The 26,912-nt window shown below is 71.3% G+C and carries 25 protein-coding genes; 14 read left to right on the top strand and 11 right to left on the bottom strand.

The window, feature by feature from the left end; all coding sequences use genetic code 11:
- Positions 1-41: 41 nt before the first annotated feature.
- Positions 42-848 carry a hypothetical protein gene (locus tag AW270_RS20790; RefSeq protein ID WP_061296774.1) on the top strand — a complete coding sequence of 269 codons (807 nt, stop codon included), beginning with the start codon at positions 42-44 and terminating at the stop codon, positions 846-848.
- Here AW270_RS20790 and AW270_RS20785 read toward each other — a convergent pair.
- Positions 845-2,152 (bottom strand): serine/threonine-protein kinase, encoded by a 1,308-nt coding sequence (locus tag AW270_RS20785; RefSeq protein ID WP_082801702.1) that lies wholly within the window; start codon positions 2,150-2,152, stop codon positions 845-847. The two genes, AW270_RS20790 and AW270_RS20785, sit on opposite strands and share 4 nt — an antisense overlap.
- A gap of 80 nt (positions 2,153-2,232) precedes the next feature.
- Here AW270_RS20785 and AW270_RS20780 point away from each other — a divergent pair, with 80 nt between their 5' ends.
- Positions 2,233-2,835: a TenA family protein gene (locus AW270_RS20780; protein WP_061296772.1), complete on the top strand. Its 603-nt coding sequence runs from the start codon at positions 2,233-2,235 to the stop codon at positions 2,833-2,835.
- Positions 2,836-2,901: 66 nt separating this feature from the next.
- Here the strand turns inward: AW270_RS20780 and AW270_RS20775 are convergent, their stop codons facing one another.
- The 4 genes from AW270_RS20775 to AW270_RS20760 all read right to left on the bottom strand — a co-directional run bounded on the left by AW270_RS20775 (position 2,902) and on the right by AW270_RS20760 (position 5,810).
- On the bottom strand, positions 2,902-3,732 hold the full coding sequence (locus tag AW270_RS20775) for a PhzF family phenazine biosynthesis protein (RefSeq protein WP_061296771.1): 831 nt from the start codon (positions 3,730-3,732) through the stop codon (positions 2,902-2,904).
- Between the two features lie 8 nt (positions 3,733-3,740).
- Positions 3,741-4,190: a DUF3307 domain-containing protein gene (locus AW270_RS20770; RefSeq protein WP_061296770.1), complete on the bottom strand. Its 450-nt coding sequence runs from the start codon at positions 4,188-4,190 to the stop codon at positions 3,741-3,743.
- A gap of 85 nt (positions 4,191-4,275) precedes the next feature.
- On the bottom strand, positions 4,276-4,932 hold the full coding sequence (locus AW270_RS20765) for a Crp/Fnr family transcriptional regulator (protein ID WP_061296769.1): 657 nt from the start codon (positions 4,930-4,932) through the stop codon (positions 4,276-4,278).
- Positions 4,929-5,810: an LLM class flavin-dependent oxidoreductase gene (locus AW270_RS20760; RefSeq protein WP_061296768.1), complete on the bottom strand. Its 882-nt coding sequence runs from the start codon at positions 5,808-5,810 to the stop codon at positions 4,929-4,931. The genes AW270_RS20765 and AW270_RS20760 overlap by 4 nt, the downstream gene beginning before the upstream one ends.
- A gap of 107 nt (positions 5,811-5,917) precedes the next feature.
- Here AW270_RS20760 and AW270_RS20755 point away from each other — a divergent pair, with 107 nt between their 5' ends.
- Positions 5,918-7,057, top strand: coding sequence for an MFS transporter (locus tag AW270_RS20755; RefSeq protein WP_157522325.1), 1,140 nt, complete (start codon positions 5,918-5,920; stop codon positions 7,055-7,057).
- Here the strand turns inward: AW270_RS20755 and AW270_RS38930 are convergent.
- A complete protein-coding gene (locus AW270_RS38930) occupies positions 7,036-7,452 on the bottom strand; it encodes a hypothetical protein (RefSeq protein ID WP_157522321.1) in 417 nt (138 codons plus the stop codon). The genes AW270_RS20755 and AW270_RS38930 overlap by 22 nt on opposite strands.
- 15 nt (positions 7,453-7,467) lie before the next feature.
- On the opposite strand from AW270_RS38930, the gene AW270_RS38925 reads away from it, so the two are divergent.
- From AW270_RS38925 to AW270_RS20735, 4 genes are all read left to right on the top strand, one after another.
- A complete protein-coding gene (locus tag AW270_RS38925) occupies positions 7,468-7,869 on the top strand; it encodes a hypothetical protein (protein ID WP_157522318.1) in 402 nt (133 codons plus the stop codon).
- Between the two features lie 154 nt (positions 7,870-8,023).
- Positions 8,024-9,034, top strand: a complete 1,011-nt coding sequence (locus tag AW270_RS20745; protein ID WP_061296766.1) for an NAD(P)-binding domain-containing protein — start codon at positions 8,024-8,026, stop codon at positions 9,032-9,034.
- A 111-nt stretch (positions 9,035-9,145) separates the two neighbouring features.
- Entirely contained in the window at positions 9,146-10,099 is a 954-nt protein-coding gene (locus tag AW270_RS20740) for an ATP-binding cassette domain-containing protein (RefSeq protein WP_061296765.1), read from the top strand.
- Between the two features lie 13 nt (positions 10,100-10,112).
- Complete coding sequence (locus tag AW270_RS20735; RefSeq protein WP_061296764.1) at positions 10,113-10,937, top strand: ABC transporter permease; 825 nt, start codon at positions 10,113-10,115, stop codon at positions 10,935-10,937.
- Here AW270_RS20735 and AW270_RS20730 read toward each other — a convergent pair.
- A complete protein-coding gene (locus AW270_RS20730; protein WP_063819274.1) occupies positions 10,919-13,960 on the bottom strand; it encodes an AfsR/SARP family transcriptional regulator in 3,042 nt (1,013 codons plus the stop codon). The two genes, AW270_RS20735 and AW270_RS20730, sit on opposite strands and share 19 nt — an antisense overlap.
- Before the next feature lie 37 nt (positions 13,961-13,997).
- Here AW270_RS20730 and AW270_RS20725 point away from each other — a divergent pair, with 37 nt between their 5' ends.
- Together AW270_RS20725 and AW270_RS20720 are read left to right on the top strand one after the other, a co-directional pair.
- Positions 13,998-14,849 carry a DUF4429 domain-containing protein gene (locus AW270_RS20725; RefSeq protein ID WP_061296763.1) on the top strand — a complete coding sequence of 284 codons (852 nt, stop codon included), beginning with the start codon at positions 13,998-14,000 and terminating at the stop codon, positions 14,847-14,849.
- A gap of 64 nt (positions 14,850-14,913) precedes the next feature.
- Entirely contained in the window at positions 14,914-15,726 is an 813-nt protein-coding gene (locus tag AW270_RS20720; RefSeq protein WP_245674787.1) for an aldo/keto reductase, read from the top strand.
- On the opposite strand, the gene AW270_RS20715 is transcribed toward AW270_RS20720, so the two are convergent.
- A complete protein-coding gene (locus AW270_RS20715) occupies positions 15,710-16,165 on the bottom strand; it encodes an NUDIX domain-containing protein (protein ID WP_061296761.1) in 456 nt (151 codons plus the stop codon). The genes AW270_RS20720 and AW270_RS20715 overlap by 17 nt on opposite strands.
- 107 nt (positions 16,166-16,272) lie before the next feature.
- Between AW270_RS20715 and AW270_RS20710 the strand changes: the two genes are divergently transcribed.
- Complete coding sequence (locus AW270_RS20710; protein WP_061296760.1) at positions 16,273-18,483, top strand: MMPL family transporter; 2,211 nt, start codon at positions 16,273-16,275, stop codon at positions 18,481-18,483.
- A 48-nt stretch (positions 18,484-18,531) separates the two neighbouring features.
- Here AW270_RS20710 and AW270_RS20705 read toward each other — a convergent pair whose 3' ends face one another.
- Positions 18,532-19,383: a PD40 domain-containing protein gene (locus tag AW270_RS20705; RefSeq protein ID WP_061296759.1), complete on the bottom strand. Its 852-nt coding sequence runs from the start codon at positions 19,381-19,383 to the stop codon at positions 18,532-18,534.
- A 58-nt stretch (positions 19,384-19,441) separates the two neighbouring features.
- Here AW270_RS20705 and AW270_RS20700 point away from each other — a divergent pair, with 58 nt between their 5' ends.
- On the top strand, positions 19,442-20,650 hold the full coding sequence (locus AW270_RS20700; RefSeq protein WP_061296758.1) for an MFS transporter: 1,209 nt from the start codon (positions 19,442-19,444) through the stop codon (positions 20,648-20,650).
- On the opposite strand, the gene AW270_RS20695 is transcribed toward AW270_RS20700, so the two are convergent.
- Entirely contained in the window at positions 20,602-21,336 is a 735-nt protein-coding gene (locus AW270_RS20695; RefSeq protein ID WP_061296757.1) for an MBL fold metallo-hydrolase, read from the bottom strand. The two genes, AW270_RS20700 and AW270_RS20695, sit on opposite strands and share 49 nt — an antisense overlap.
- A gap of 222 nt (positions 21,337-21,558) precedes the next feature.
- Here AW270_RS20695 and AW270_RS20690 point away from each other — a divergent pair, with 222 nt between their 5' ends.
- The 3 genes from AW270_RS20690 to AW270_RS37885 all read left to right on the top strand — a co-directional run bounded on the left by AW270_RS20690 (position 21,559) and on the right by AW270_RS37885 (position 25,562).
- A complete protein-coding gene (locus AW270_RS20690; RefSeq protein WP_061296756.1) occupies positions 21,559-22,338 on the top strand; it encodes a putative RNA methyltransferase in 780 nt (259 codons plus the stop codon).
- A gap of 138 nt (positions 22,339-22,476) precedes the next feature.
- Positions 22,477-24,249 carry a S9 family peptidase gene (locus tag AW270_RS20685; protein ID WP_061296755.1) on the top strand — a complete coding sequence of 591 codons (1,773 nt, stop codon included), beginning with the start codon at positions 22,477-22,479 and terminating at the stop codon, positions 24,247-24,249.
- Between the two features lie 98 nt (positions 24,250-24,347).
- A complete protein-coding gene (locus AW270_RS37885; protein ID WP_082801700.1) occupies positions 24,348-25,562 on the top strand; it encodes an MFS transporter in 1,215 nt (404 codons plus the stop codon).
- On the opposite strand, the gene AW270_RS37075 is transcribed toward AW270_RS37885, so the two are convergent.
- Positions 25,449-26,897 (bottom strand): PP2C family protein-serine/threonine phosphatase, encoded by a 1,449-nt coding sequence (locus AW270_RS37075; protein WP_082801717.1) that lies wholly within the window; start codon positions 26,895-26,897, stop codon positions 25,449-25,451. The genes AW270_RS37885 and AW270_RS37075 overlap by 114 nt on opposite strands.
- Positions 26,898-26,912 lie beyond the last annotated feature (15 nt).

Raw genomic sequence — 26,912 nt, 5'->3', positions numbered from 1 at the left:
CGGAAAGCAGGCTGCAAGCCTCATTGAGGACCATGTGTCGCATGAAGGCCGCTCTCCCCCTCGTCGTCGTCTTCCTCGCACTCACCACCGGCTGCGCCGCGCAGACCGCCGCGGAAAAGCCCGCGACCACGGTCGTCAGCACCGCCACCCCCGAAGAGACCACCGCCGCCGCCGACGAATCCACGGCAGAACCCACGACCGCCGCGGAAGAGCCCGGCACCGCCGCTCAGCCCGGCGTCATCGCCGACGGCGCGACGATCTCCGCCGAGCTCACCCGCACCGGCCAGCGCGACACCTATCCGCTCGACCTGGGCGACGCCCGCGAGTTCTACGTGACCGACATGTCCGGCGACGGCATCGAGTTCCAGGTCGTCTCCGAGATCGACGGCGAGCCGGTCAGCCCCTCGGGCTTCGCCCTCCAGTGGGGCTCCACCGTCGTCAAGCTCACCAAAGCCGGAGAGCACCGTCTCGAGGTGTACGGCCAGACCAACGTCATCGGCCCCTACAGCTTCCGCGTGGCGACGGTGAAGGTCCGCGACATCCCCACCACGATCGGCCTGAACGTCAACGGCCAGCTCGACGTCCCCGGCCGCATCGACCGCTACGAGTTCGACTCCGACGGCGCCACCGCCATCAAGATCGTCGGCGGCAGCGGCGCCTGCCAGGCCATCGAACTGGAACTCGTGGACGCGGCCGACAAGAGCATCTCGACCCCGCGCCAGCCGATCCCGCTCTGCGACTACGAGGCGCCCATCCCCCTCTCCAACGGCGACGGCCCCTACGCCCTGGTCGTCAGGTCGGGGACGGCCAAGACCGGCGGGTACACCTTCCAGCTCACCCGGGGCTAACTCCTGCTCAGCGACCCTTCGTAGACGGTGGAGCCGCCGCCCTCCTGACCCTCGAAGCCCAGCGTCTCCGGCTTGAGGAGCGTGAGGGTGATGTCACCGCCGACACACTGACCGGCCTGGACGATGTGCATCTCCAGGACCTCGTCGTTCCGCCGGGTCGAGCTGAACTGGACGTCCTGCTCGCAGTCGTCGCGCTGCCACTTGCCGTTCTGGGCGCCGCCTTCGAGCGTGAGCGTGACGGTGGTGGGATCGGAAGGCCGGTCCTCCCGGGTGACCTGACCGGTCCAGGTCCCCGCGAAGGGCCCGGGGACGCCCGCGCCCACGGCCGGCTTCGGGTCTTCCGCGGCCGGGGACTGGGCGGCCGGTTCGGCCTGGGCGCCGGTCTCGGCGGGGTCGTTGAGGGTCGCCCACAGGACGCCGACCGTCACCGCGACGGCGAAACCGACCCCGGCGGCGGCCAGCCGCGACCCGGCGAACCGCCGGTCGTCGCGCGGCACGACCGTCTGCGGACCGGTTCCGACCAGCATGATCATCAGGTCGTGGGCCGTGGGCCTGAGCTGGGGGTCCTTGGCCAGGCAGCGGAGCAGCGTCTCCCGCAGGGGCGAGGCCACGCCGTCGAGCCGGGGCTCCGCCTTGAGGATGCGGCTGAAGACGGCCGCCACCGTGTCGTTGCCGAAGGGCGGCTCGCCGATCGCCGCGTAGACCATGGTCGCCGCCCACGAGAACACGTCGGCCGCCGGCGACCCGTGGACCCCGCCGAGCTGCTCGGGAGCCATGTAGGGCGGCGTGCCGGAGATGGAGGTCGGCATGGTGCTCGCGTCGGCGAGCTGGGCGATGCCGAAGTCGACCACGCGGGGCCCGTCGGGCCCGAGCAGCACGTTGGCGGGCTTGAAGTCGCGGTGGACCACCCCGGCGCTGTGGATCGCCGCCAGCGCGGTCGCCGTGTTGACCGCCAGCCGGTCGACGTCGCCGCCCTTGAGCGGCCCCCGGTCGCGCACCCGGTCCTGCAGCGACGGCCCGTCGATGAACTCGCTCACCACGAACGGGTCGGGCCGGTCGAGCTCGGCGTGGAGCACCCGGGCGGTGCAGAACGGCGCCACCCGCTGGGCCGACTCCAGCTCCCGCGCCAGCCGCCGCCGGGTCGCGGGATCGGCCCCGCTGCGCAGCAGTTTCACGGCCACCCGTTCTCCGGCCGGGGAGCGGGCTTCGTAGACGATCCCCTGCCCGCCCTCGCCCAGCCGCCCGAGCAGCTCGAAGGCTCCGAGGACGGGCGGATCTCCCGGCTGCAATGGGCCAGCGGGCATGCGATCCTCCACCAGGCGCGGCGACGTCCTTACCTTAAGCCCCCGGGGGAAACGTCGGATGCGGCGGGTAGAAAGGGGGCGTGTCGCTTTCCACCGAACTTCACAGTCTCGGCCGTCCCCTCGTGGAGCGGCAGCTCGCGCACCCGACGGTCCGGGGCATCGCCGACGGCAGCCTCCCCGAGGCGACCTTCCGCGCCTGGCTCGAACAGGACTATCTGTTCCTGCTCGACTACGTCCGGGTCTTCTCCCGGCTAGCCTGGCAGGCCCCCGACGCCCACCTGGGCGACCTCGTCGACCTGGCCTATTCGACCTTCCACGACGAACTCGCCCTCCACCGCTCCCTGTCGGCCCGCTACGGCGCCGACCTGAACACGGCGACCAAGGGCAAGGCGTGCGCCGCCTACACCGAGTTCCTCCTCGACAGCGCCGCCCACTACGGCGAGGGGCTGGCGGCGCTCTATCCGTGCATGTGGGGCTATTCGACCCTGGGCCAGACGTTGGCCGAGAAGGCCGCACCGCGCTATCGGGCGTGGGTCGAGACCTACGCCGACCCCGGCTTCCAGGCCCTCACCGAACGCATCGCCAAGATGATCGACGAGGCCGACGTCCATCCGGGCCGGGCGCGGGAGTTGTTCCTGCGGGGGATGGAACACGAAATAGCGTTCTGGGACGTCACCAACTAGGGCATGATCGTCTCTGCCATGACCCCGCCGACCAGGGCCATGGGAGTGCGGCATGATCGTACACGTTCAGATCGCGACGGCCCGGCCGCTGACTCTGATGCGCTGGTCGTCGGGCAGCGGGGCGGCGGTCAGCAGGCTGGGGCGGCCCATGTCGGCGCCCTGGTGGATGGTGACGACGTCGTCCTCCTTGATCAGGGCGAGGTCGCGGAGGTAGCCGGTGAAGGCCGCCGCGGCGGCTCCGGTGGCCGGGTCTTCGGTGACGCCGCCCGGGGGGAACGGGTTGCGGGCGTGGAAGATCAGCGGCGACTCGGCCCAGAAGAGGTTGACGGTGATCCAGTCGCGGGCGGCCATCAGGGCGCCGAGCGCGTCGAAGTCGTAGTCGAGGCCGGCCAGCAGGTTCCGGGAGGCCAGGCCCAGGACCAGGTGGTTCATGCCGGCGTTGGCGACGTGCACCGGGAAGGCCGGGTCGAGGTCGGCGGGGGTGTAGCCGAGGGCCTCCAGGGCCGCCGTCACGTCGGCGGGGTCGGCGGGGCGGGTGCTCGCCGGCGGGGAGGTGAGGGTGGCGGTGACGGGGCCGTTCGGTTCGGCGACCACGTCGACGTCGACCGGGCCGGCCTTGGTCGTGAGGTGGAGGGTGCCCGAGCCGGTGCGTTCGCCGAGCGCCACCGAGGTGGCGATGGTGGCGTGGCCGCAGAAGGCGACCTCGGCCAGCGGGCTGAAATAGCGGATCGTGTAGCGGGAGCCGCCCTCGGGGAACAGGAAGGCGGTCTCGGAGTAGCCGAGTTCGGCGGCCACGGCGAGCATCTCGGCGTCGGTGTGGCCGGTGGCGTCGAGCACGACCCCGGCGGGGTTGCCTCCGGACGGGTCGGTGGTGAAGGCCGCGTACCTGAGGATCATGACGCCCCCTAGACGATGATCAGTGCCGAGACGAACAGCCAGGCGAGATGCCAGGTCTGGTCAAGAACATACGCCCCCGTCCCGATCGACGGATTGTCGTCATGGCCGGGTCGCGGGATGCCCAGGGCGCTGAACCTGGCCCGGCCGGTCCTGGCGGCGAGCCACTGGATCGGCCAGCGGCGGTCGGCGATCCAGTGGGTGACGCCGGTGACGGCCAGGCCGATCGCGACGTCGGCCGGGGCGAAGACCGCGCCGAGCTGCCAGACCAGCACCATCAGGCCGCCGAAGGCCAGCACGACGTGGGTGAGGACGTGCCACGTGTTGGCCAGGCGGCCGGCCCAGCCGGGCTGGATCTTGGTGCACGCCTGGTGGTCGGTCTGGATCCAGTGATCCACGATCATGTGGGTCGTGTAGAGCGTGACATAGACGGCGGCGAACTCCGCCAGGCGGTCGCTCATGTCCCCATCCGTCCTTCCCGCACCATTCCCGCAACATGATCGACAGTAGGGCGGACCGTCGGGAAGTTCTGTGAACCAGTACTCACTACGACTGACGTGCGCGGCTCCGCAATCCGTCCATGTCATTGATAAGTACGCGCCGGCGGCCCGTCTCGATCAGACCTCGGTCGCGCAATCCGCGCAGCGCCTTGTTCACGGCCTCCCGGGAGGAGCCGACCCAGCTCGCCAGTTCGTCCTGGGAGAGCGGCAGCTCCAGGCTGACCCCGCCCGGCACCGCCTCGCCGTAGCGGTCGGCCAGCTCCACCAGCCGGTTGGCGACCCGGACGGCGGTGTCGAGCCCGCCGTACTCGACGCGCTTGCGGTCGGCGTCGCGCAGGCGTTCGGTGACGGTGCGCATGAGCAGCACCGCGACCCGCCCGTTGTCCCGCAGGAACCCGGCGAAGTCGTGGATGGCCAGGCCCTCGACCGGCTCGACCGCGGTCACGGTCGCCGACCGGGGCTGGCCGTCGATGGAGGCCATCTCCCCGACGACGGCTCCAGGGCCGCGTACGGCAAGGACCACGTCGGTGCCCGACTCGGTCGAGGCCGAGATCTTCACCCGCCCCGACAGGACCAGGAGCACCCACGTCGACGAGTCGCCCTCGGTGAACACGATGTCGCCCCGGCCCCAGAGGCGCTGGCGGCCGCGGGCCCGTAAGTCGATCTGCTCCGCCGGGGTCAGGTTGCCGAACAGTTCGGTCATGTCGCCCCTCTGAGTTCCGGCAGCACGTCCGCCGCCACCGCGTCGAGAACCGATTCGTCCCCGGCGTAGATGCCAGTCTCGCGCGGCCAGGCCGCCACCAGGTCGGTGTAACCGAGTTCGGCAGACCTTCCTACAAAATCGCGATAACACTCGACACCGGACAGCGAATAGACAGGTGCCGAATCGGTCTGCAGAAATCGGCGCACCTGATCACGCGGGCGGCCCAGGGCGTCGAGCGCGTCGTCAAACCGGCGGTGCGCCTCGGCCACCGCGTTCCACCACGCGTCCATGGTCTCCGCGCCGCGCATGCCGGTGGTGACCCAGCCCTCGCCGAACCGGGCCGCCAGCGCCATCGCCTTCGGTCCGTTGGCCGCCACCAGGAACGGCAGCCGGGGCCGCTGCACGCACCCGGGCGCGTTCCGCGCCTCGACGACCTCGTAGTAGTCGCCCGACCACGACACCCGGTCCTCCCGCAGCAGCAGGTCGAGGACCTCGACGAACTCGGCGAAGCGGGCGTGCTGGCTGGCCGGGCTCCAGTTCATGACGTGGGAGTCGTAGTCGCCCCGGCTGCCCGCGCCGACGCCAAGCGTGAACCGGCCCCGCGACAGGTCGTCGAGAGCGATCAGGTCGCGGGCGAAGGGCGCCGGGAGCCGGAAGTTGGGCGAGGCGACGAGCATGCCGATCTCGATGCGCGAGGTCACCATCGCCGCGGCGGTCAGGGTCGGCACCGAGCCGAACCACGGGCCGTCGACGAGGCTCCGCCAGCCCAGGTGGTCGTAGGTCCACGCGTGGTGGAAGCCGTACGCCTCGGCGGCGCGCCAGCGGCGTTCGAGCTCAGGGCGGCGGTGTTCAGGCAGGATCGTGATTCCGGCTCGCATGTATCCATCCTCACATGCGGGCCAATTCCCCACATTTCCGATCGGTCTTTTAACCTGATCGGGTTTGCGTGCCCTCCCCTCCCTGACCGATCGAGAGGACACCTCTGTTGGCCCATGACCTCACCCGGGCCCGATTAGGAACGACGCTGGCCTTCGTGCTGTGCGGGATCATGTCCGGCACGCTCACGGTCCGCGTCCCCGCCATGACCGACGCGATCGGCCTGACCAAGTCGCAGCTCGGGATCGTCCTGCTCGCGTGGGCGGTCGGCGGGCTGCTGGCCATGCAGGGCTCGCGGCCCCTGCTGCGGCGACTGGGCAGCGGCCGGGCGCTCACCCTGTCGATGCCGATCAGCGCGCTCACCCTCGCCGGGGTGGCGATGGCCCCCGGCTATCTGGAGCTGATCCTCGCGGCCGCCGCGTTCGGCATGGCCGTCGGCCTGTTCGACATCTCCATGAACGCCCAGGGCGCGGTGGTCGAGAACGCCTCGGGCCGGTCGCTGATGAGCGGCTTCCACGCCGGGTGGTCGATCGGGGCCATCGCGGCGGGGGCCATCGGGATCGGCGCGATCCGGCTGGACCTGTCGTTCCACGACCATCTGATCCTGGTGGCGCTGGCGAGCGTGCCGGTGGCGGCGGCGCTGAGCCGGACGTACCTGCCGGATCCCGGCGCCGACGAGGGCGGCGCGGCGGTACGGCGGCGGCTGCCACCCGTCGTCTACCTGCTCGGCGTGGTGGTCTTCGCGGCCTTCATGATCGAGGGGATGGTCGGAGACTGGAACGGTCTCTACCTGCGTGACGTGCTCGGCGCGCCCGAGTCGCTGGCCGCCCTCGGCTATCCGCTGTTCGCCGGGGGCATGCTGGCCGCCCGGCTGGCCGGGGACCGGCTGCGCAGACGCTACGGCGCCGCCGCGTGCCTGCGGTTCGGCGGCATCGTGGTGGCGCTGTCGTTCGCCGTGATGATCACGGCTCCCGTGGTGGGGGTGGCCCTGGCCGGGCTGCTGGTCGCCGGGGTGGCGATGGCCACCGTGATCCCGTTCGCGCTGTCGCTCGCGGGCGGCGCGGACCCGGCGCAGTCGGGGCCGGCCATCGCACAGACGGCCGCCATCGGCTACGCCGGGTTGCTCCTCGGACCAGTCCTGATCGGGTTCCTCGCCGAGGCTACGTCCCTACGGCTGGCTCTCTCAGCAGGACTGGTCCTTGGAGCGGTGATCTGGTTGTCGACCCGCTACCTGCCGGCCGACTCCTGAACCTTCACGAGTGCGCGGCGGGCCGGAGCCCGGTGCTCACGGACCGTACCGACGTTGAGCACGCCGGTGCCGGTCGAGGCCGACGGACCAGTCGGGCCGGCGATGGCGCCGCCGCCGAGCTCGTCGTCGTCCTCGAAGCCACCCTCGTCGTCGAAGCCCTCGTCCTCGAAGCCCTCGTCGCCGCCGTGGTCGTGGTGACGGCCCTCGCAGTGGTCAGAGCTGACCGTCGCGAGACGCTGGGCCGAACCCATGGTGGCGTCCATGCCCTCGACACCGTCGACGACCTCGGCGCCCGCGGGGGCCCACTCCATGCCCTGAGCGGCGTCGGCGCTCTCAAGACGCGGAGCGGTCTCGGCGCCCTCGAGCGCCTCGAAACCGGTCGTCGGCTCCAGCATCTCCAGCGGCGGCTGGTGGTGCTGACGGCCGTGGTGGTGACCGTGGTGATCGCGGTGGTGCTTGCGCGCCTTGTGGTGGATCACGTGGTGGTCGTGGTGCCTGATGCACCGGTTGTGAATGATGTTGTCATGGTGCTTGTGGTGGTGATGCCGGTGAATGAAGTGGCGCCTGTGGTGGTGGTGCCGGTGAAGCCAATGGCGAGTGTGGTCAATGTGGTGACGGTGGTGAATGTGGTGCCACTGCACCTTCACCCTCACCCGCGGCCGGTGGTGGCGGTGATGCCGCCACTTGACCACTTTGACCCTCTTCAGCTTCTTACGCGGCTTGTCCCAGTGACCCACGATCTCGGTATCCGAGATCGGGGCCGCGGCCTGCGCAGGAAGCGCAGCGCCCCAAAAGCCCAGCCCCATGATTAGGGCGATCACGTACGTCCCGAACCTCATGGATCGATCATGCAATAACGGGTCGGATCTCCCTTAGCAGCACGCACAAAGCAATGGGAAAGCTCATCCTGCAAATGTCCGCTTATTCGGGAAGATCCGGGAGGTTTGCTTGGTTGAGAGTGACGTGATGGATGTCGACGTTGTGGTGATCGGGGCCGGTCAGGCCGGTTTGTCGGCCTCGTACTTCTTGCGCCGGTTCGGGCTGTCACAGGTCATCCTGGATGCGGAGGAATCGCCCGGAGGCGCCTGGCGCCACCGTTCGCCGACCTTGACGATGGACAGAGTGCACGGAATATTCGATCTGCCCGGTATGCGCAAGCCCGAAATCGACCCCGCGCGGGCGGCCGCGGAAGCCGTCCCAGAATATTTCGCTTCTTATGAAGCGGAAATGGGTTTGAACATCGTCCGACCTCACAAAGTGGGAAATGTCAGACCGGGATTCGTGGTCGATGACAAATGGCGCGCCCGAGCGATCGTCAACGCGTCCGGCACGTGGACCCGCCCCCACTGGCCCTACTATCCCGGCCGTTTCGAGGGCCGGCAGTTGCACTACGCCTCCTACCGGGGCCCCGGGGAGTTCGCCGGCCTGAACGTCGTGGTGGTCGGCGGCGGACATTCGGCCATGCACGTACTCTCGGAAATCGTCGGCGTGTCGGCGTCGGCGGTATGGGTGACCCGCCGCGAACCCGACTTCCGGCCCGAGGGCTTCGACGGCCGCGAGGTCGTGGCGCTGGTCGACGAGCGGGTCAGGGCCGGCCTGCCGCCGCAGAGCGTGGTCAGCGTGACCGGCCTGACCTACACCCCGGTCGTCAAGAAGGCCCTGGAAACCGGCGTGTCGCGCCGCCGCCCCATGTTCACCCATTTGGTCCCCGACGGCGTGTCGTGGGACGGCGAGGTCCTCCCCGCCGACGTCATCATCTGGGCGACCGGCTTCCGCGCCGACCTCCGCCACCTGGCCCCCCTCAAACTGCGCGAACCCGGCGGCGGCATCCGCATGGACGGCACCCGCGTGGTCGCCAACCCGCTCGTCCACCTGGTCGGCTACGGCCCCTCCGCCAGCACGGTCGGCGCCAACCGGGCGGGCCGGGACGCGGCCCGCGACCTGGCCCGGAGACTGTCATCGGGAAAGGCCGCCTGACCTGGGGAGATGTCAGGTCGCTGAGAGCGCGCTGAGGCGCTGCTGAGGGCCCGCTGAGCCTGACAGGCCGCTGTGCGGCGGATGACAGCGACACGCCGCACTCTTGGGGACATGGACTACGCATTCGAGGCCCACGGCCTCGTGAAACGCTTCGGGAAGACCACCGCCCTCGCCGGGCTCGACCTGTCGGTCCGGCAGGGCCGGGTGCTCGGCGTGCTCGGGCCGAACGGGGCCGGGAAGACCACCGCCGTCCGGATCCTGGCCACCCTGCTCCGCCCGGACGAGGGCCGCGCCCTCGTGGGCGGGCTCGACGTCGTCAAGGACGCCGCCAGGGTCCGCCGCCTGATCGGCCTGACCGGCCAGTACGCCTCCGTCGACGAGGACCTGACCGGCATGCAGAACCTCGTCCTCATCGGCCAGCTCCTCGACCTGCGCAAGGACGAGGCCCGCGCCAGGGCCACCGAGCTGCTCGCCGAGTTCGGGCTCGCCGAAGCGGGGGGCCGGCAGGCCAAGACCTACTCGGGCGGCATGCGCCGCCGTCTCGACCTGGCCGCGAGCCTGGTCGGCCGGCCCGACGTCATCTTCCTCGACGAGCCCACGACCGGGCTCGACCCGTCCAAGCGCGACGACGTGTGGAACATCGTGCGCGGCCTGGTCTCCGACGGCGTCACGGTGCTGCTGACGACGCAGTACCTGGAGGAGGCCGACGCGCTGGCCGACGAGATCACCGTCATCGACCACGGCCGGTCGATCGCCCACGGCACCCCGGCCCAGCTCAAGCAGATCGTCGGCGGCCAGACCGTCCTCGCCCGCCCGGCCGACCCGGGCCGCCTCGCCGAGACCGAGGCCATTCTCACCGGCGTGTCGGGCCGTCCGGCCGAATCGCCCAGCCGGGGCGTGGTCACCGTGCCCGTCGACGGCGACGCCCAGTTCACCGAAGTGGTGGCGCGGCTGGCCCAGGCCGGCATCTCCGTCACCGAACTCTCCCTGCGCCTGCCCAGCCTGGACGAGGTGTTCTTCACCCTCACCGGCGAGCGCGCGACCGACGACTCCGCCGCGGCCTGAGAAGGAATTCCCCATGACCACGACCGTCATCCCTCCCGTGCAGAACCCCGAAGCCACCGTCGCGCGGCCGCAGCCACGCCCTTTCGGGCTGGTCAGACATAGTCTCGCCCTCGCGAGGCGGAGCTTGATAAAGACGATCAGGACGCCCGAGCAGCTGCTCGACGTGACCCTCCAGCCGATCATCTTCGTGATGCTGTTCGTCTTCCTGCTCGGCGGCGCGATCGCCGGGGACACCCACCAGTACCTGCAGTTCCTGCTTCCGGCGATCATGGTGCAGACCGTGGTGTTCGCCTCGGTCGCGACCGGCGTGAGCCTCAACACCGACCTCAAGAAGGGCGTCTTCGACCGGTTCCGCAGCCTCCCCATCGGGCGCTCGGCACCGCTGATCGGGTCGGTGCTCGGCGACCTCATCCGCTACGTGGTCGCGACCGTCTCCCTCGCGGTCTGCGGCCTGGTGCTGGGCTTCCAGCTCGTCACCGGCGTGCTGCCCGCGCTCGCGGCCGTGGCCATGACCATCGGCTTCGCGTTCTGCCTGAGCTGGGCGTTCGTCCTGCTCGGGATGGTGATGCGGGAGCCGGGCGCGGTGCAGGGCACGGCGTTCATGGTGATGTTCCCGCTGACCTTCGGCACCGGCATGATGGCCCCGACCGACACCCTGCCGGGCTGGCTCCAGACGTGGGTGCACATCAATCCGGTCGCCCACGCGATGGAGGCCGCCCGCGGTCTCATGATCGGCGGGCCGGTGGCCGGCCATCTCGTCTGGGTCGTCGTCTGGGGCGTCGGCCTGCTGGCGGTCTTCGCGCCGCTGGCCGTGCGGGCCTACCGGCGCAGGACCTGATCGATGGCGGCCGCCCGGTCCAGGGCGGCCCCCTTGCCGTAGGCCGCGAAGTAGGCCTCGTCCCCCAGGGTCTCCCGCAACTGGGCGGAGATCCGGAAGACGTCGGGGTTGTACGCGTCGGGGGCGCCCCGGAGCTGCTCGCTCGCGCCGAGCATCCGGGCCGCCCCTTCGGCGTTCCCGCTCACCGCCTCCACCTCCGCGGCCAGCACCCCCACCCGGGCCAGCACCGGCCGGTCGCGCACCGAGTCGGCCAGTCCGGCGGCCTCGGCGACGGCCGACCCGGCGGCCTCCAGGTCGCCCTCGGCGACCGACAGATGCCCGAGAGAGGTCAGCACCAGCGCCCGGAACTGCGGCGACACGATGCCCGATTGGTCGATGGCGACGGCGGCCCTCTCGTACTGGAACCTCGCCTCGGCGAGGTCGCCCACCTCGCGGGCCAGATCGCCCAGGCCGATCCGGGAGAACGCGGCGTCCCTGATCGACCACTCGGTCCGGCTCGCCCCGGCCATCAGCTCCAGCTCGCGGCGGGCGCCGTCGACGTCGCCCTGGCGGCTGCGCGCGGTGGCCAGGTACATGCGCTGGTGCCCGGCGTCGTCGTCGGGGTTGAGCAGCCGGGTCAGCTCGATGGCCTCCTCCAGCGACTTCACGACGAGGTCGAAGTCGCCGAACAGCATGGCCGCGTCGGCGACGAACGTCAGCGCCTGGGCCAGCCCCCAGCGGTCGCCGACCTCGCGGAACCCGGCCGCGGCCTCTCCCAGGTCGGCCAGCATGCCGGTGGGGTCGCCCTCGTTCTCCCGCATGAAGCCCCGGAACATCAGCAGCATCGACCGGCTCCACATGTCGGCCACCCGGAAGGCCCGGTCGATCGCGACGAGACCGCCCTCGATGTCGTCGCGGAACATGTGGTAGATCGGCGTGATCAGGCAGAGCACCGGGTCGTCGTCGATGTCGGCCGCCTGGGAGATCTCCCCGAACCGGTCGATCAGCCTTTCGACGTCCTCCACCGGCTGGCTCATCAGCGAGTTCAGCAGGTACATCATCGTGGTGACGAGCCAGGCCTCCCGGTCGGTCTCGCCATCGAGGTCGAGGGCCGACTTGAGCCAGGGCACCGATTCGGCCCGCCGACCGGTGATCATCCAGAACGTGCCGAGAGCGGCGGTCATCCTGGTCGCGGTGGCGGCGTCGCCGCGCTCGATGGCGTGGTGGAAGGCGGCCAGCAGGTTGTCGTGGTCGGCACCGAGGACGCGGATCCAGGTGAGCTGCCCGTGGCCGTGCATCTGGCCGCCGCCCTGCTCGGCGAGGTCGAGGAAGTAGCGGGTGTGGGCGGCGCGGACCTCGCCGACCTCGCCGCGTTCGGCCAGGCGTTCCAGGCCGTATTCGCGGATGGTCTCCAGCATCCGGTAGCGCGGCCCGTCGATGAGCTGGAGCAGCGACCGGTCGACCAGGGAGGCCAGCAGGTCGAGCGACCCGCCGAGCGCCTCGGCCGCCTCGGCGGTGAACCCGCCGGGGAAGACCGCGAGCCGTTCGACCAGGTCGCGCTCGTCGTCGCCGAGCAGGTCCCAGCTCCAGGCGACCACCGCGCGGAGCGTCTGGTGCCGGGCCATGGCGGTACGGCTCCCGCCCGTCAGCAGCCGGAACCGGTCGTCGAGCCGGGCCGCCACCTGATCCACCGTGAGCGAGCGCAGCCGGGCGGCGGCCAGCTCGATCGCCAGCGGCAGCCCGTCGAGCCGGTGGCAGATCTCCTGGACGACCGGCGTGTTGTCGTCCGTGAGCGCGAACCCGGGACGCACCGCCTCGGCCCGGTCGAGGAACAGCCGGACCGCCGGTTCGTCGGCCAGCGGGGGCACCGGCCAGAGCGACTCGCCGAAGATGCCGAGCGCCTCGCGGCTGGTGGCCAGCACCGTCAGCCGGGGACACAGCCCGAGCAGCTCGTCGGCCAGCCGCGCGGCGGCGTCGACGAGGTGTTCGCAGTTGTCGAGCAGCAGCACGCCCTCGACGCCGGACAGCACCTCGACGATGCGGGCGAGGGTGCCCTCCTGCGCCTTGGTCTGCCCCGCCCCGACGGCGGTCAGCACCGCCTGCGGCACGTCGTCGGGGTTGGTGACGGGGGCCAGCTCCACCAGCCAGACCGGCCGGTCGAGCCCGGCGGCCACCGTGCTGGCCAGCCGGGTCTTGCCCGCGCCGCCCGGCCCGACCAGGGTGACCAGGCGGCTGTCGGCCAGCCGCCGGGAGATCTCGGCCATGTCGCGGTCGCGCCCGACGAAGCTGGTCAGCGGCGCGCGCAGCACCGGCCGGCCCCGCCGCGGCGCCGGTTCCTCGCGCAGCACGGCCAGGTGGGCCTCGCGCAGCTCGGGGCCGGGGTCGACGCCGAGGTCGTCGGCCAGGGCGTGCCGGACCTCCTCGAAGACGGTCAGCGCCTCGGCCCGGCGGCCGGACGCGGCCAGCGCCCGCATCAGCAGGGCGTGGACGCGCTCGCGCAGCGGATGGCGGGCGGCCAGGTCCCGCAGTTCGGAGATCACCGGTTCGGCCTCAAGCCGGTCTTCGGTGGCGGTCAGCCAGGCCTCGTCGAGCAGCGCCACGGCGGCGTCGGCGAACGGCGCGTCGGCCACGTCGGCCAGGGGACGGCCCCGCCAGAGCGCCGCCGCCTCCCCCAGGCAGGCGGCGGCCTGCCGGTGGTCCCCGGAGTTCAGCGCGGTCCGGCCCCGGGCGGCCAGCGCCGCGAACCGGTGGGCGTCGACGTTCTCCTTCGGCAGCGCCAGCCGATATCCGCCGGGCTCGGAGCGCAGCGCTCCCGGGTCGGGCAGCACCCGGCGCAGCCGGGAGACGAGCGACTGGAGGGCGTTGGCCCGGTCGGCCGGGGGCGCCGCGCCCCACAGGGCCTCGGCCAGTTCGTCGTGGGTGACCAGACGGCCGGGGTCGAGCGCCAGACGTACGAGAAGAGCACGCAGCCGGGCCCCGCCGATCGTGACGGAGCCGCCCCCATCGGCCCGCACTTCGAGCGGCCCGAGAATCCCCACGTGCATATCACCCACTGTGCCACCTAATGCGTAAGATCCGGCCATGACCGAGGTGTTGGTACGAGACGGCACGTGGACCTTCAACGGCGACCTGATCCGGATCGTGCCCGCCACCGACCGCAGCGTGAACAAGCTGCGCCAGGCCCTCGGGGAACTCGTGGTGCCGCTGGCGGCGGTGGCCGGGATCGCCTACCAGCCCGGCCGCAAGGGTGGCCTGCTGAAGTTACGCATGCGGGAGGGCGCCGACCCGTTCACCCAGGCCACCGGCGGACGCCTCCCCGAGGCCGCCGACCCCTACCGTCTCACGATCGACGCCGACCGGGCGGGCGTGGCCGAATACTTCGCCGACGAGGTCCGCGCCGCGCTGCTGGCCGAAGGGGTGCCCGAGGGCCCGAGCAACCGCTATCTGCTGCCCGGCCCGCCGGTGCCGCTGACCGCGAACGCCTCCGACGGCATGGTCACCTTCGACGGCGACGTGATCATGATCGAGCCCAACTGGGCGGCCGACGGCGCCAAGCAGAAGGCCGGGCCGCAGCGGATCCCGCTGGCCGACGTCGCCGCCGTGGAGTGGATCCCCAACGGCGGCATGGAGAACGGCCGGCTCAGGTTCACCCGCAGGAGCGAGCCGTCGACCCGGATGCCGATCAAGCACGACCCGGCCGCCGTCACCCTGTGGGGCCTCAGCAAGGAGACCCGCACCGTCGCCCTGCTGGTGACCGCCGTCATCGCCCGGCTGCCCCACCCGCTGGCCGAGCCGCCCGCGATCGAGGCGCCCGAGGAGGACCACGACGTGGTCCTGCGCCGCCTGCGCGAACTCGGCGCGCTGCACCGCGACGGGGTGCTGACCGACGAGGAGTTCGCGACCGCCAAGCAGGCGCTGCTGAGGCGTCTGTAAAGCTGGACCCATGAGAACCCGAAGCATCGGAAGCCGTCAGGTCAGCGCAATCGGACTTGGCGCCATGCCCATGTCCACCGCCGGTCACATGCCCGATGAGGCCCAGTCGATCCGCACGATCCACGCGGCCCTCGACGCCGGGGTCACTTTGATCGACACCGCCGACGCCTACACGCCCTCCCACACCGACGTCGGCCACAACGAGCGCCTGGTCGCCAAGGCCCTGGCCAGTTGGGGCGGCGACGCCGATTCGGTCCTGGTCTCGACCAAGGGCGGCCACACCCGTACGCCCGGCGGCGGCTGGGGCAGGGACAGCCGTCCCGAGTACCTGTTCCAGGCCTGCGACCGCTCGCTGAAGGCCCTCGGGGTGGAGTCGATCGGCCTCTACTTCCACCACCGGCCCGACCCGGAGGTCCCGTACGAGGTGGCGATCGGCGCGATCAAAGAGCTCGTGCAGGCCGGGAAGGTCCAGACGGCCGGCATCTCCAACGCCGACCCCGAGCAGATGCGGGTGGCCCTGGAGATCCTCGGCGACGACCTGGTGGCGGTCCAGAACGAGTTCTCGCCCCGGTTCCGCACCAGCGAGCCGGAGATCGACGTCGCCGACGAGATCGACATCGCGTTCCTGTCGTGGTCGCCGCTGGGCGGCATGGGCTCGGCGTCCGACCTGGGCAGCAAGCACGCCGCCTTCGGCGAGATCGCCGCCGCCCACGGTGTGTCGCCGCAGCAGGTCTGCCTGGCCTGGCAGCTGGCCCGCAGCCCCCGGATCGTGCCGATCCCCGGCGCGAGCCGCCCGGAGAGCATCGTCGACTCGGTCAAGGCCCTGGACCTGGAGCTGTCCGGCGACGAGCTCGCCCGCCTCAACTCAGGTAGGTGACCTGTCCCGACGCGCGCGCGGCGATGGAGGCGTGCAGGCGCTCGGCCTGCCAGCCGGGGAGGATCTCGTCGGCCTCGGCGGCGGTGAAGAAGCCCCAGTCGTCGAGCTCGTCCTCCTGCAACGTGATCCGCGCGCCGTCGGGGAGGGTGCCGCAGTCGAAGGTGAAATGGACGAGAGGGAACGGCCGTTCGTCCATTTCCGGCACCCAATGGACGACGAGCAGCCGCCCGGTCTCGAGCGTCAACCCGACCTCCTCCCTGAGTTCCCGGGCACAGGCCATCTCAGGGGTCTCCCCGTCGTCGACGTGGCCGCCGGGCCACCCCCACCGCTCGCGGTAGTTGGGTTTCACGAGGAGGACCCGCCCCCCGGCGTCGGTGACGAACCCGGCGGCGGCCGGGATCACGCGGTGGAGCTGGGCGTAGAACACGTCTGCGGGCATCACAGCCCTGAGGTTAGCCGGGGTTGTCCCCTAGCTCTTCGGAAGGAGAGCCGATCTCCCGTTCACGCAGGAGGTTCCGGCCCCGATCGATTCCTACTTTCGAAGACATGACGAAGGATCGGAACATCGCCGCCCGGGTGGGCGGCTGGAGCGCGCGCAACCGCTGGTGGGCGCTGCTGATTTGGGTGGGGTTCGTGGCCGCGGCCACGTTCGTCGGAGGCGCCGTCGGCACGGCGGAGATGAAGTCCTACGAGAGCTCCAACGGCGACTCACGCGCCGCCGGGCAGATCCTGGACGGCGCCGGGTTCGTCGACCCGGCCAGTGAGATGGTTCTGGTGCAGAGCGCCAAGGTGACCACCGACGACCCGGCCTTCCAACGGGCGATCGACGACGTGGAGCGCTCGATCACCGCGACCGGCCTGGTGGAGAAGATCGCCACGCCGTCCCCGGTGTCGCCCGACGGCCGGACCACCTTGATCCAGTTCACCATGAAGGGAGCCGCCGACACCGCCGCCGACCGGGTGAAACCGCTGCTCGACGCGGTCGACGGCGTGCAGGCCCGGCACCCTGACCTGCGGGTCGAGCAGGCCGGTGGGGCCAGCGCCGACAAGCTGATCGGCGAGGCCATCGACCAGGACTTCGTCCGGGCCGAGCAGCTGTCGCTGCCGATCACGTTGGGCATCCTGCTGGCCGCGTTCGGCGCGATCCTGGCCGCGGTCATCCCGGTGGCGCTGGCGCTGACGGCGATCGTGGGCGCGACCGGCCTGCTCGCCCTGACCAGCCAGCTATTGGCCGTGGACGCCGCCACCACCAACGTGATGCTGCTGATCGGCCTGGCCGTGGGCGTGGACTACTCGCTCTTCTACATCATGCGGGAGCGGGAGGAACGGGCGAAGGGACGCAGCAAGCAGCGCTCGATCGAGATCGCGGCCGGCACCTCCGGCCGGGCGGTGCTGATCTCCGGCATCACCGTGATCGTCGCCATGGCGGGCATGTTCCTGACCGGCAACGGCATCTTCATGGGCTTCGCCGAAGGCACCATCCTGGTCGTGCTGACCGCCGTGGTCGGCTCGCTGACCGCGCTGCCCGCGCTGCTGTCGCTGATCGGCGACAAGATCGACGCCCGCGCCTTCCACGGCACCGTCCGGGTGCTGACCGGGGGCCGGGTCACCTGGCGGCGCGTCCTGGGCGTGCGGGGCGGCGAGAGCAGGCTGTGGGGGGCGATCCTGCGCCCGGTGCTGAAGTACCCGGTCGTCTCGATCGTCGTCGCCGGCGGCCTGATGGTCGCGCTGGCCGTCCCGGGGCTGAGCCTCAAGCCCGGCCCGCAGACGATCGACGAACTCCAGGGCGACTACAAGATCGCCGAGACGTTCAAGGCGATCGACAAGGCGTTCCCCGGCGGCAACGAGCCGGCCGTGGTGGTCGTGAAGAACCCCGACACGGCCGCGATCGATCGGCTCAAGGAGCGGGCGCTGGCCTCCGGCCACTTCAACGAGCCGTTCACCGTCGACGTCAACCCGCGCGGCGACGTCGCCAGGATCAGCATCGGCATCAAGGGCACCGGGACCGACGCGGTCTCGGAGAACGCGATCCACGCGCTGCGCGACACGATCATCCCGGCCACCGTGCCCGGCGCCCACGTCACCGGCTCGACCGCCGGGTCGATGGACTTCAACGACCAGATGTCGGCCACCCGGCCGCTGGTCTTCGGGTTCGTGCTGCTGCTCGCGTTCGTGCTGCTGCTGGTCTCGTTCCGCTCGCTGGTGGTGGCGGTCAAGGCGATCCTGCTCAACCTGCTGTCGGTCGCGGCGGCCTACGGCGTGCTCGTGCTGGTCTTCCAGTGGGGGTACGGCGAGAGCGTGATCGGCTTCCAGTCGACCGGCACGATCACCGACTGGCTGCCGATGTTCCTGTTCGTCATCCTGTTCGGCCTGTCGATGGACTACCACGTGTTCATCCTGAGCCGGATCAGGGAGGCCTACGACAAGGGCATGCGCACCGAGGACGCGGTCGCCCACGGCATCCGCTCGACGGCCGGGGTGGTCACCAGCGCCGCCCTGATCATGGTGGCCGTGTTCGCGGTCTTCGCCACCCTGTCGCTGCTGACGTTCATGCAGATGGGCGTGGGCCTGGCGGCGGCGATCCTGATCGACGCCACGATCGTCCGCGCGGTGCTGCTCCCGGCCACGATGCGCCTGCTGGGCGAGTGGAACTGGTACCTGCCTCGCTGGCTGAACTGGCTGCCGACCCTTTCCCACGGCGGGGACGACGACGAGGACGAGCTCCCCGTCCCCCGCAAGGAGCCGGCGCTGGTCTAGCCACGGGCGGGAAGGCCCGGCTCCTTCTGGGGGCCGGGCCTTTTCCCGTCACAGCACCCGCAGCAGCCCGTACGTGCGGTACATCGCCGGTTCGGCGATCTTCCTGACCACCTTGAAGCCCCGGTCGAGCACCACGATCGTGTTGCGGGTCGCGCCCTTGACCCGGACCGCCAGCCGCCCGTCGTTCAGGTACATGGCCCCGATCAGGGTGCCCTTGACCGGCGGCACGACCCGCTTGCCCGTCACGGTGTCCACGATGCGCGGGGTGTACCAGAGCGGCCAGGTGCCGTCGCCGCCCTCGGCGGTCGGCTTCAGCGCCTGGTAGACCACCTTGCGCCCGTCGGGCGACAGCGACTGCACGTGGTTGGCCCCGCCGATCCCCTTGGCCTTGCGCGACTTCCCGCTCCTGACGTCGAGCAGGTGCACCCCGTCGGTCGTGCCGGTGTAGCCCGCCAGGTAGCGGCCGTTGCCCGACCAGGCCAGATGGCAGACGCCGTAGGTCCGGCCGACCGTCCTGCGGCCCTTGCCGTCGGCGCCCACGACCGCGATCGGGGCGCTGCCCTCGGTGGACATGAGCGCATAGGCGACCTTCGTGCTGTCGGGGGACCAGGCCGGGGTGGCGCACGGCGTGCCCGCGACCGCGCCGGAGGCGACGACCTTGTCGACGGCGTCTGCCCTGACGTGCACCTTGCCCTTGAGGTCGATGTAGGCGATCTTGCGGCCGTCGGGCGAGACCGAGAACTGGCCGTTCGGGTCGACGATCTGCCGGGCGTAGGGCGAGTGGATGGCCACGCCCTTCTCGTACCGGTAGAAGACCAGCCCCGACGGGAGGGCGGCCGCGGCGGGCGCGGCGGGGATGACCGCGACGAGGGCGGCGGCGACGGCGAGCAGTCTTCTCATGGCATGCGATCTTCGCACCGCCCGAAGGGCGAAACGGTCCAAAGGTAAAATTCCCCCCATGCCGGGGACGCGGAAGGCCTACCTCTACTGGGGCGCCGGAGTCGTCGCCTACCTCGTCGCGGTCTTCCACCGCCAGACCCTCGGCGTCACCGGCCTGGAGGCCGCCGCCCGCTTCGACCTCGGCGCCGCCGGACTGTCGGCGCTCGCGATGCTCCAACTGCTCGTGTACGCCGCTCTCCAGGTCCCCGTCGGCATCCTCGTCGACCGGGTGGGCTCCAAGACGATGCTGATCGCCGGGGCGGTCGTGCTGGCGGCGGGCAACCTGGTCTTCGCCTTCGCGGGCAACGCCGGCGGGGCGATCACGGCCCGGGTCCTGATCGGCGCGGGTGACGCGGCCACGTTCATCAGTGTGATCCGCATCGTGAACCTGTGGTTCCCGTCCGGCCGCAACCCTCTGATGGTGCAGACCACGGGGCTGCTGGGGGCGCTGGGGGGCGTGCTGGCCGCCGTGCCGCTGATCTCGGCCCTGCACACCTTCGGCTGGAGAGACACCTTCCTCGGCGCGGCGGGGCTGAGCGTGGTCGCCTTCGCCGTGGTGGCCGTGGTGCTCAGGGAGGCCCGGCCGGAGAGGGCCGCGACCGCGCGCGGGCTGCGCGCCGCCTGGGCCGAGCCGGGCACCCAGCTCGGCCTGTGGTCACACGCCGCGACCCAGTCGTCGATGGCGGCGTTCCTGCTTCTTTGGGGCTATCCGTTCCTGCTCCAGGACCAGGGCCTGTCGCCGAACGCGGCCGGGGCGCTGCTCACCACGGTCACCGTGGTGTCGCTGGCCTGCAACCCGCTCTTCGGCTGGATCGCCGGACGGTGGCCGCACCGCCGCTGGTGGATGATCCTGGGGATCGTCGGCTCGACCGCGGCCGTGTGGACGGCCGTCCTGCTCTGGCCGGGCCCCTCGCCCCTGTGGCTGCTCGTGCTGCTGATGGCCGTGCTGGCCACCAACGGGCCGGGCTCGGTGATCGGTTTCGACTTCGCCCGCAGCCACAACCCGGCCGAACGCATCGGCGTGGCCACCGGGATCGTCAACGGCGGCGGCTTCATGGTCACGGTCGCCCTGCTCGGCCTGATCGGCGTCGGGCTCGACCTGCACGGCGACTTCCGGTGGGCGCTGGCCGTCCAGTATCCGATCTGGGCGCTCGGCGTGTTCCAGGTCGTGCGCCTGCGTCAGCGGACCTTCGTGAACGGCTCGGCCAAGTGGGAGGTCGCGAGGTAGGCGGCCCGGCCCAGCACGACCTGGCGGCTGGTCAGCGCCCGCTCGGAGTCGTCGTCGTAGTAGTAGCCGATCGTCGGGTCGGCGAGCTGCTGGTGGTGGTGGAGCACGTCGCCGGAGACGATCAGATCGCCGACCAGGACCACCTGGTGGCCGGGCGTGTGGCCGGGGGTGTGCGCCACCCGGACGTTCTCGAACAGGTCCTTGGACCCGTGGATGACCTGGAGCTGCTCGCCCAGCGGCTTGACGATGCGGTCGCGCATCAGCCCGCCGCCCGGCCAGTCGAGCTCCGCCTCCTGGATCACGTGGCGGGCGTTGGCGAACACCGGGGCGCCCTCGGCGACGCAGCCGCTCACGTGGTCGCTGTGCAGGTGGGTGAGGATCACCGTGTCCACGTCGGCGGGGGCGACGCCCACCGCGTCGAGTTCCTGGAGCAGCCGCCCGGGGACCGGCGCCCAGCCCGCGGCGGGACCGGTAAGGTCGCCGACGCCGGTGTCGACCAGGATGGTGTGGCTGCCGGTGCGCAGCAGGAAGCAGTGGAAGTGCAGGATCCATTCCTCGCCGTCGGCGAACGACCCTCCGGGGAACAGTTCGGGCAGCGGCCGGCTGATGCTCGGCCCCATGGGCCCGATCGCATCACACAGCGGCGTGACCTCGACACCGGCGAAGGTCATCGGTTCGTACGGCATTACCGCACTTTATTCCGCCACATGCGCTCATCGTGCATCATCGGTTGGAATAATCGAAGTTCACGTCGGCGGCGTAGACCGCACGCTGGCACTTCGCGCAGCGGTAGACGATGGGACCTTCGTCGAGAGTAGTCCGACAACTCGGGCAACTGCGCCTGTTCTTCGTCATAGGGACAGTTCACCCCAGAACGGCTGCAGGAGACTTGACGGGATACTGGTCGGATGCTTGGAGACGTCATCGACCTGCTGGTCTGCCCGGTCTGCCGCGACGACCTGATCCTCAGTGACGGGTCGGTCCGCTGCCCGCGCGGCCACTCGTTCGACGTCGCCCGGCAGGGCTACCTCAACCTGCTGAACACCCCGGTGCGGGGCGACACCCCGGAGATGGTCGCGGCCCGGACGGCGTTCCTGGAACGCGGCCACTACGCCCCGATCGCCGAGACGGTCGCGGCGCTGTCGGCGGGCGACGTCCTGGACGCGGGCGCCGGGACGGGCCACTACCTGGCGCGGGCCGTGCGGGATCGGGGCCTGGCTCTGGACGTCTCCAAACACGCCCTGAAGAAGGCCGCCAAGGCCCATCCGAAGATCGGCGCGGTGGCCGCCGACGTCTGGAAACCCCTTCCGGTACGCGACGCGGCCTTTGACACGGTTCTCAACGTGTTCGCCCCCAGGAACGCCAGTGAGTTTCATCGTGTCCTGAAACCCACGGGACGCCTGATAACGGTCACACCAAACCCCGACCATCTGGAACCCGTGGTCGAGCGTTTCGGTCTTCTCACCGTCGACGACGAAAAGGACCGGCGGCTGTCCGACACACTCGGCGACCACTTCGCACGCGACGTGACCGAGCCCGTCGCCGGGTGGCTCGACCTGACGGCGGCCGAGGTCATGTCGGTGATCGCGATGGGTCCGAACGCCTGGCACGCGCGCGCGGGCGACGTCCGCGAGGGCGCGCGCGTGCGGATGTCGGTGCAGGTCACGGTGTGGCGTCCGAAAAGCTGAAAAAGGTGCCCGCAGCACTAGTGACCAAAGGGGTTTTTCACCGTAAATTCCCACCTGAGATCCCCTGTTTGTCGGCCATTCCGGGGGCTGACGGGACATACTTGACCGCGACCGACGGCGGACCCGGGAGGAAAGCCGATGAAGGCCGAGGAACGCTGGCAGACCAGGTTCCGTTCCCCGCGCATGACGCTGCCCACCTGGGCTCGTCAGGCTCCGCACCACGCGGTCTACCGGAGCAACGCCTCCGGCACCTGGGAGATCTACGCCTGGGACCGGGCCACCGGCACCAGCCGCCAGGTGACCGACCGCCCCAACGGCACGGCCTACGGCGACATCGACCCCACCGGCCAGTGGATCTGGTGGTTCGCCGACACCGACGGCGACGAATACGGCGTCTGGATCCGCCAGCACTTCCACGGCGGCGCGGCCAAGCCGCTCGACATCTCGCCCGGTCACCCCGCCGGCCTCGCGCTGGCCGCCAACGGCACCGCCGCCATAGGGCGCGCGTGCCGGCTCGGCTTCCAGATCGTGCTGATGGGCGAGGGCAGCGACCCCACCGTGCTCTACCAGCACAAGGAGTCGGCCTCGGTGTCCGGCATCTCCCTCGACGGCGCCCTGGTCGCCATCGACCACAGCGAACACGGCGACGCCCGCCACCCGGCACTTCGCGTGGTGAAGTCCGACGGCTCGGTCGTCGGCGACCTGTACGACGGCCCCGGCAAGGGCGTGCGCGGCATCCGCTTCTCCCCCGTCCTCGGCGACCGCCGCCTGCTGGTCCTGCACGAGCGCCGCGGCCGCCACGAGCCGCTGGTCTGGGACCCGCTGACCGGCGAGCAGCGCGAGATCTACCTCCGCGACCCCGGCGAGGTCACCGCCGACTGGTACGACGACGGCCGCGCCCTGCTGATCGTCAACCACCACAGGGGCCGAACCCAGCTCTTCAAGTACGACCTGGTGGGCGGCGCGATGATCCCGATCGAGACGCCCCACGGCGTGATCGAGGAGGCCGCCACCCGCCCCGACGGCACGGTCGAGTACTCCTGGTCGAGCGCCGCCCACGCGCCGGTGATCAGGTCGAGCCACGGCCACGTCGTGATGAGCCCCGGCCCGACCGCGCCCCCGTCGGTCCCGGTCGAGGACGTCGACGTCGACGGCCCCGGCGGCTGGATCCACGCGATGATCTCCCGCCCCACCGGCCAGGCGGCGCCCTACCCGACCGTCTTCCTCCTACACGGCGGCCCGTCGGCGCAGGACAACGACTCGTTCCTGCCCCACGTGGCGGCCTGGGTCGACAGCGGCTTCGCGGTCGTCCGGATCAACTACCGGGGCTCGATCGGCTACGGCTCGGCCTGGCGCGACGCCCTGCACGGCGACGTCGGCCACATCGAGCTGGCCGACGTGTCGGCGGTCCGCGACTGGGTGGTCAACCGGGGCATCGCCGACCCCGACCGGCTGATCCTGGCGGGCGGCTCGTGGGGCGGCTACCTGACCCTGCTCGGCCTCGGCACTCAGCCCAAGATCTGGAGCGCCGGCATCGCGGCCGTCCCGATCGCCGACCACCGCGCCGCCTACGAGGACGAGTCGGAGGTCCTGCGCTCCCTCCACCGCTCCCTGCTCGGCGGCTCGCCGGAGGAGGTCCCGGAACGCTACGCGGCGTCCTCCCCGATCACCTACGCCGACATGGTCGAGGCCCCGCTGCTGATCCTGGCCGGGGAGAACGACCCCCGCTGCCCCATCAGGCAGATCGAGCACTTCATCGAGGCGGTCCCGGTCGACTGCCAGGTCTACCGCTACGACGCCGGCCACGCCTCACTGGTCGTCGAGGAGCGCATCCGCCAGATGCGCACCCAGATCGAGTTCGCCACCAGGGTCATGGACAGCCGCAAGCAACCGGCGACGCCGGGTCTCTGACACTCACCCGCCGCGCCGCCCGCAGGCGCGCGTCGACGGAAAGGGCGAGCTCCCGGGCCACCGCCTCCCGCTCCACGCCCGGCTCGGTGAGGGAGACGATGCATCTCGCACTCCTGGCGCTGGCGATCAGCGCGTTCGGCATCGGCACCAGCGAATTCGTGATCATGGGGCTGCTGCCCGTCGTCGCCGGCGACCTGGACACCTCGGTGCCCGCCGCCGGGAACCTCGTCGCCGCCTACGCGATCGGCGTGGTCGTCGGAGCGCCCTTGCTCGCCGCTGCGGGGGTGCGGATGTCCCGCAAGCACCTGCTGACGACGCTCATGGCCTTCTTCGTGGCGGGCAACCTGCTGTCGGCGCTGGCCCCCGGCTTCGGCTGGCTGATGGCCGGGCGATTCGCGGCCGGGCTGCCGCACGGCGCGTTCTTCGGCGTCGCCTCGGTCGTGGCCACCCGGCTCGCCCGCGAAGGCCGGGAGGGGCGCGCGGTCGCGTCGATCATGCTGGGACTGACGCTGGCCAACATCGTCGGCGTCCCCGGCGCGACCCTGCTGGGCCAGCATCTCGGCTGGCGGGCCACCTTCCTGGTGGTCACCGCCATCGGGGTGCTCGCCCTGCTCGCGCTGAGCCTGCTGGTCCCCTACCAGCCCCCCGAGGCGCACGCGAGCCTGCGCCGTGAGCTGCGGGCGTTCCGGAACCGCCGCGTCCTGCTCTTCCTGGGGACCGCGGTCTTCGGCTTCGGCGGGGTCTTCGCCGCCTACGCCTACCTGGCCTCCGTCACCACCGAGGTCATGGGCCTGCCCGAGAGCGCGGTGACGTGGGTGCTGGCGCTGGCGGGCGTCGGCATGACCATCGGCGTGGCCGCCGCCGGGCCGCTGACCGACCTCGCAGCCCGCCCCACCGCCTACGCGAGCCTGGCCGGGCTGGCCCTGGTCCTGGCCGCCTTCTCCGTCTGGCCCTCGCCGGTGCTGGTGGCGCCGATCCTCGCCGTCGGGTTCCTGATGACCGCGCCGCTCCAGACCATGGTCATCCGGTACGCCGCCGACGCGCCGACCCTGGCGGCGGCGTCCAACCACTCGGCCTTCAACCTCGCCAACGCGGGCGGCGTCTACCTGGGCGGCCTGGCCATCGCGGCGGGCTGGGGCTGGATGTCGGCGGCGCTGGTCGGCGCGGGCCTCGCGGTCGTGGGCCTGGCCGTGATGCTGCTAGAGCGGGTCGAGCGGCGCCCGGAGCACGAGGATGGCCAGGTCGTCGGCGCTGGGCTCGGGGGCGAAGTCCTGGACGGCGCGCCTGATCCGCTCGGCGACCGCGCGGGCTGACAGGTCGACGCACTCGGCGAGCAGCTTGGCCAGGCCGCTCTCGTCGTCGAGCAGCCGCGACCCCTGCCGCCGCTCGGTCACCCCGTCGGTGACGCCGAGCAGCACGTCTCCCGGCCCCAGGTGGATCGAGTCGGCCTCGAACTCCACTTCGGGGAAGACCCCCAGCAGCGATTGGGGCGTTCCCACCACGTCGACGACGCCGCTCGGCCGCAGTCGCAGCGCCTCGGGGTGACCGGCCGACACCAGGCGCATGTCGAGCCCGTCGGCCGCGATCGTGATCTCGCCGTGGAGCAGGGTGAGGAACCGGGCCCGCTCGCCCTCTTCGAGGATCGCCTGGTTCAGCCGCTCGACGACGGCCGCGATGCCGTAGCCCTCCCGGGCCAGCAGGCGGATCGTGTGGCGGGCCAGGCCGGTGACCGCGGCGGCGGCGGGGCCGGTGCCGCACACGTCGCCGATGGCGAACCGCCAGACGCCGTCGCCGATCGGGAACAGGTCGTAGAAGTCGCCGCCGACCTCGTTGGTCTCCCCGGCCGGTTCGTAGATGACATAGGAGTCGAGGCCGGGCGTGCGCGGCTCCTCCGGCGGCAGCAGGCTCCGCTGGAGCGCCCGGTTGGCCGCCGCCTGCTGCGCGTAGAGGCGGGCGTTGTCGAGCGCCAGCGCGGCCCGCCGGGCCAGGTCTTCGGCCAGCTGGAGCGTCTCGTCGGGCAGCCGGTCGCGCCGCCCCAGGCACATGACGCCCAGCCGCCGCCCGCGCGCGGTCAGCGGGAACCCGAGCGCCTGGGTGCCGTCGACGCTGAGCACCGCGGGACCGTCGGCCGACGGCAGCACCACATCGGTCAGCCGCTCGCGCAGCGCGTCGCTCTGCGCCTCGTCGGCGTGCCACAGATAGTCGAGCCGCAGCGGGCCGGTGCCCTGGTCGGCCGTGTAGACCGCGCACCAGGAGGCCAGCCGGGGCACCACGATCTGGGCGATGATCGCCGGCACCATGCCCGGGTCGAGGGTGCCCGCGAGGAGATCGCTGGCGTCGGCCAGGAACCCGAGCCAGCCGGGGCTGGGCGTGGGCTCGGTCCAGGCCTCTTCCTCCGGTACGCCGCCACCGCCCGGCAGATCGAGCCGGGCCCACCTCACCCGGGAGTTCCCGGAGAACGAGACCCCCCAGTCGGCCGCGTCGAGGGGAGGACCGTAGTCAACTCCGCGCTCGACCACCTCAAGCTGGATAGAGTCGCCTTGGTGGAGCCATCTCACCTCGAACGACTCACCGGAGACCCCTTCGACGAGCGCGCGGGTGAGCCGCTCGGCCTCGGCGCCGACGGGCATGGCAGCCCACGCGGTCATCACCTCCTGGGTGAA

Origin of the sequence: Herbidospora cretacea (assembly GCF_001570605.1) — a bacterium.
Taxonomy (GTDB): Bacteria; Actinomycetota; Actinomycetes; order Streptosporangiales; family Streptosporangiaceae; genus Herbidospora; species Herbidospora cretacea.
Note: the sequence above shows the minus strand (reverse complement) of the source record. Positions and strands in the feature narration are given on the sequence as shown.

Excerpts from the sequence above, each read along its gene's own strand:
- AW270_RS20720 (WP_245674787.1), top strand. The coding sequence starts at position 14,914 with ATGCCCATGTCCACCGCCGGTCACATGCCCGATGAGGCCCAGTCGATC.
- AW270_RS37885 (WP_082801700.1), top strand. The coding sequence starts at position 24,348 with ATGCATCTCGCACTCCTGGCGCTGGCGATCAGCGCGTTCGGCATCGGC.
- AW270_RS20685 (WP_061296755.1), top strand. The coding sequence starts at position 22,477 with ATGAAGGCCGAGGAACGCTGGCAGACCAGGTTCCGTTCCCCGCGCATG.
- AW270_RS20765 (WP_061296769.1), bottom strand. The coding sequence starts at position 4,932 with ATGACCGAACTGTTCGGCAACCTGACCCCGGCGGAGCAGATCGACTTA.
- AW270_RS37075 (WP_082801717.1), bottom strand. The coding sequence starts at position 26,897 with ATGACCGCGTGGGCTGCCATGCCCGTCGGCGCCGAGGCCGAGCGGCTC.
- AW270_RS20785 (WP_082801702.1), bottom strand. The coding sequence starts at position 2,152 with ATGCCCGCTGGCCCATTGCAGCCGGGAGATCCGCCCGTCCTCGGAGCC.
- AW270_RS20700 (WP_061296758.1), top strand. The coding sequence starts at position 19,442 with ATGCCGGGGACGCGGAAGGCCTACCTCTACTGGGGCGCCGGAGTCGTC.
- AW270_RS20730 (WP_063819274.1), bottom strand. The coding sequence starts at position 13,960 with ATGCACGTGGGGATTCTCGGGCCGCTCGAAGTGCGGGCCGATGGGGGC.
- AW270_RS20715 (WP_061296761.1), bottom strand. The coding sequence starts at position 16,165 with ATGCCCGCAGACGTGTTCTACGCCCAGCTCCACCGCGTGATCCCGGCC.
- AW270_RS20790 (WP_061296774.1), top strand. The coding sequence starts at position 42 with ATGAAGGCCGCTCTCCCCCTCGTCGTCGTCTTCCTCGCACTCACCACC.
- AW270_RS20695 (WP_061296757.1), bottom strand. The coding sequence starts at position 21,336 with ATGCCGTACGAACCGATGACCTTCGCCGGTGTCGAGGTCACGCCGCTG.
- AW270_RS38930 (WP_157522321.1), bottom strand. The coding sequence starts at position 7,452 with ATGCTGGAGCCGACGACCGGTTTCGAGGCGCTCGAGGGCGCCGAGACC.
- AW270_RS20775 (WP_061296771.1), bottom strand. The coding sequence starts at position 3,732 with ATGATCCTCAGGTACGCGGCCTTCACCACCGACCCGTCCGGAGGCAAC.
- AW270_RS20690 (WP_061296756.1), top strand. The coding sequence starts at position 21,559 with ATGCTTGGAGACGTCATCGACCTGCTGGTCTGCCCGGTCTGCCGCGAC.
- AW270_RS20725 (WP_061296763.1), top strand. The coding sequence starts at position 13,998 with ATGACCGAGGTGTTGGTACGAGACGGCACGTGGACCTTCAACGGCGAC.
- AW270_RS20760 (WP_061296768.1), bottom strand. The coding sequence starts at position 5,810 with ATGCGAGCCGGAATCACGATCCTGCCTGAACACCGCCGCCCTGAGCTC.
- AW270_RS20740 (WP_061296765.1), top strand. The coding sequence starts at position 9,146 with ATGGACTACGCATTCGAGGCCCACGGCCTCGTGAAACGCTTCGGGAAG.
- AW270_RS20735 (WP_061296764.1), top strand. The coding sequence starts at position 10,113 with ATGACCACGACCGTCATCCCTCCCGTGCAGAACCCCGAAGCCACCGTC.
- AW270_RS20705 (WP_061296759.1), bottom strand. The coding sequence starts at position 19,383 with ATGAGAAGACTGCTCGCCGTCGCCGCCGCCCTCGTCGCGGTCATCCCC.
- AW270_RS20710 (WP_061296760.1), top strand. The coding sequence starts at position 16,273 with ATGACGAAGGATCGGAACATCGCCGCCCGGGTGGGCGGCTGGAGCGCG.
- AW270_RS20770 (WP_061296770.1), bottom strand. The coding sequence starts at position 4,190 with ATGAGCGACCGCCTGGCGGAGTTCGCCGCCGTCTATGTCACGCTCTAC.
- AW270_RS20745 (WP_061296766.1), top strand. The coding sequence starts at position 8,024 with ATGGATGTCGACGTTGTGGTGATCGGGGCCGGTCAGGCCGGTTTGTCG.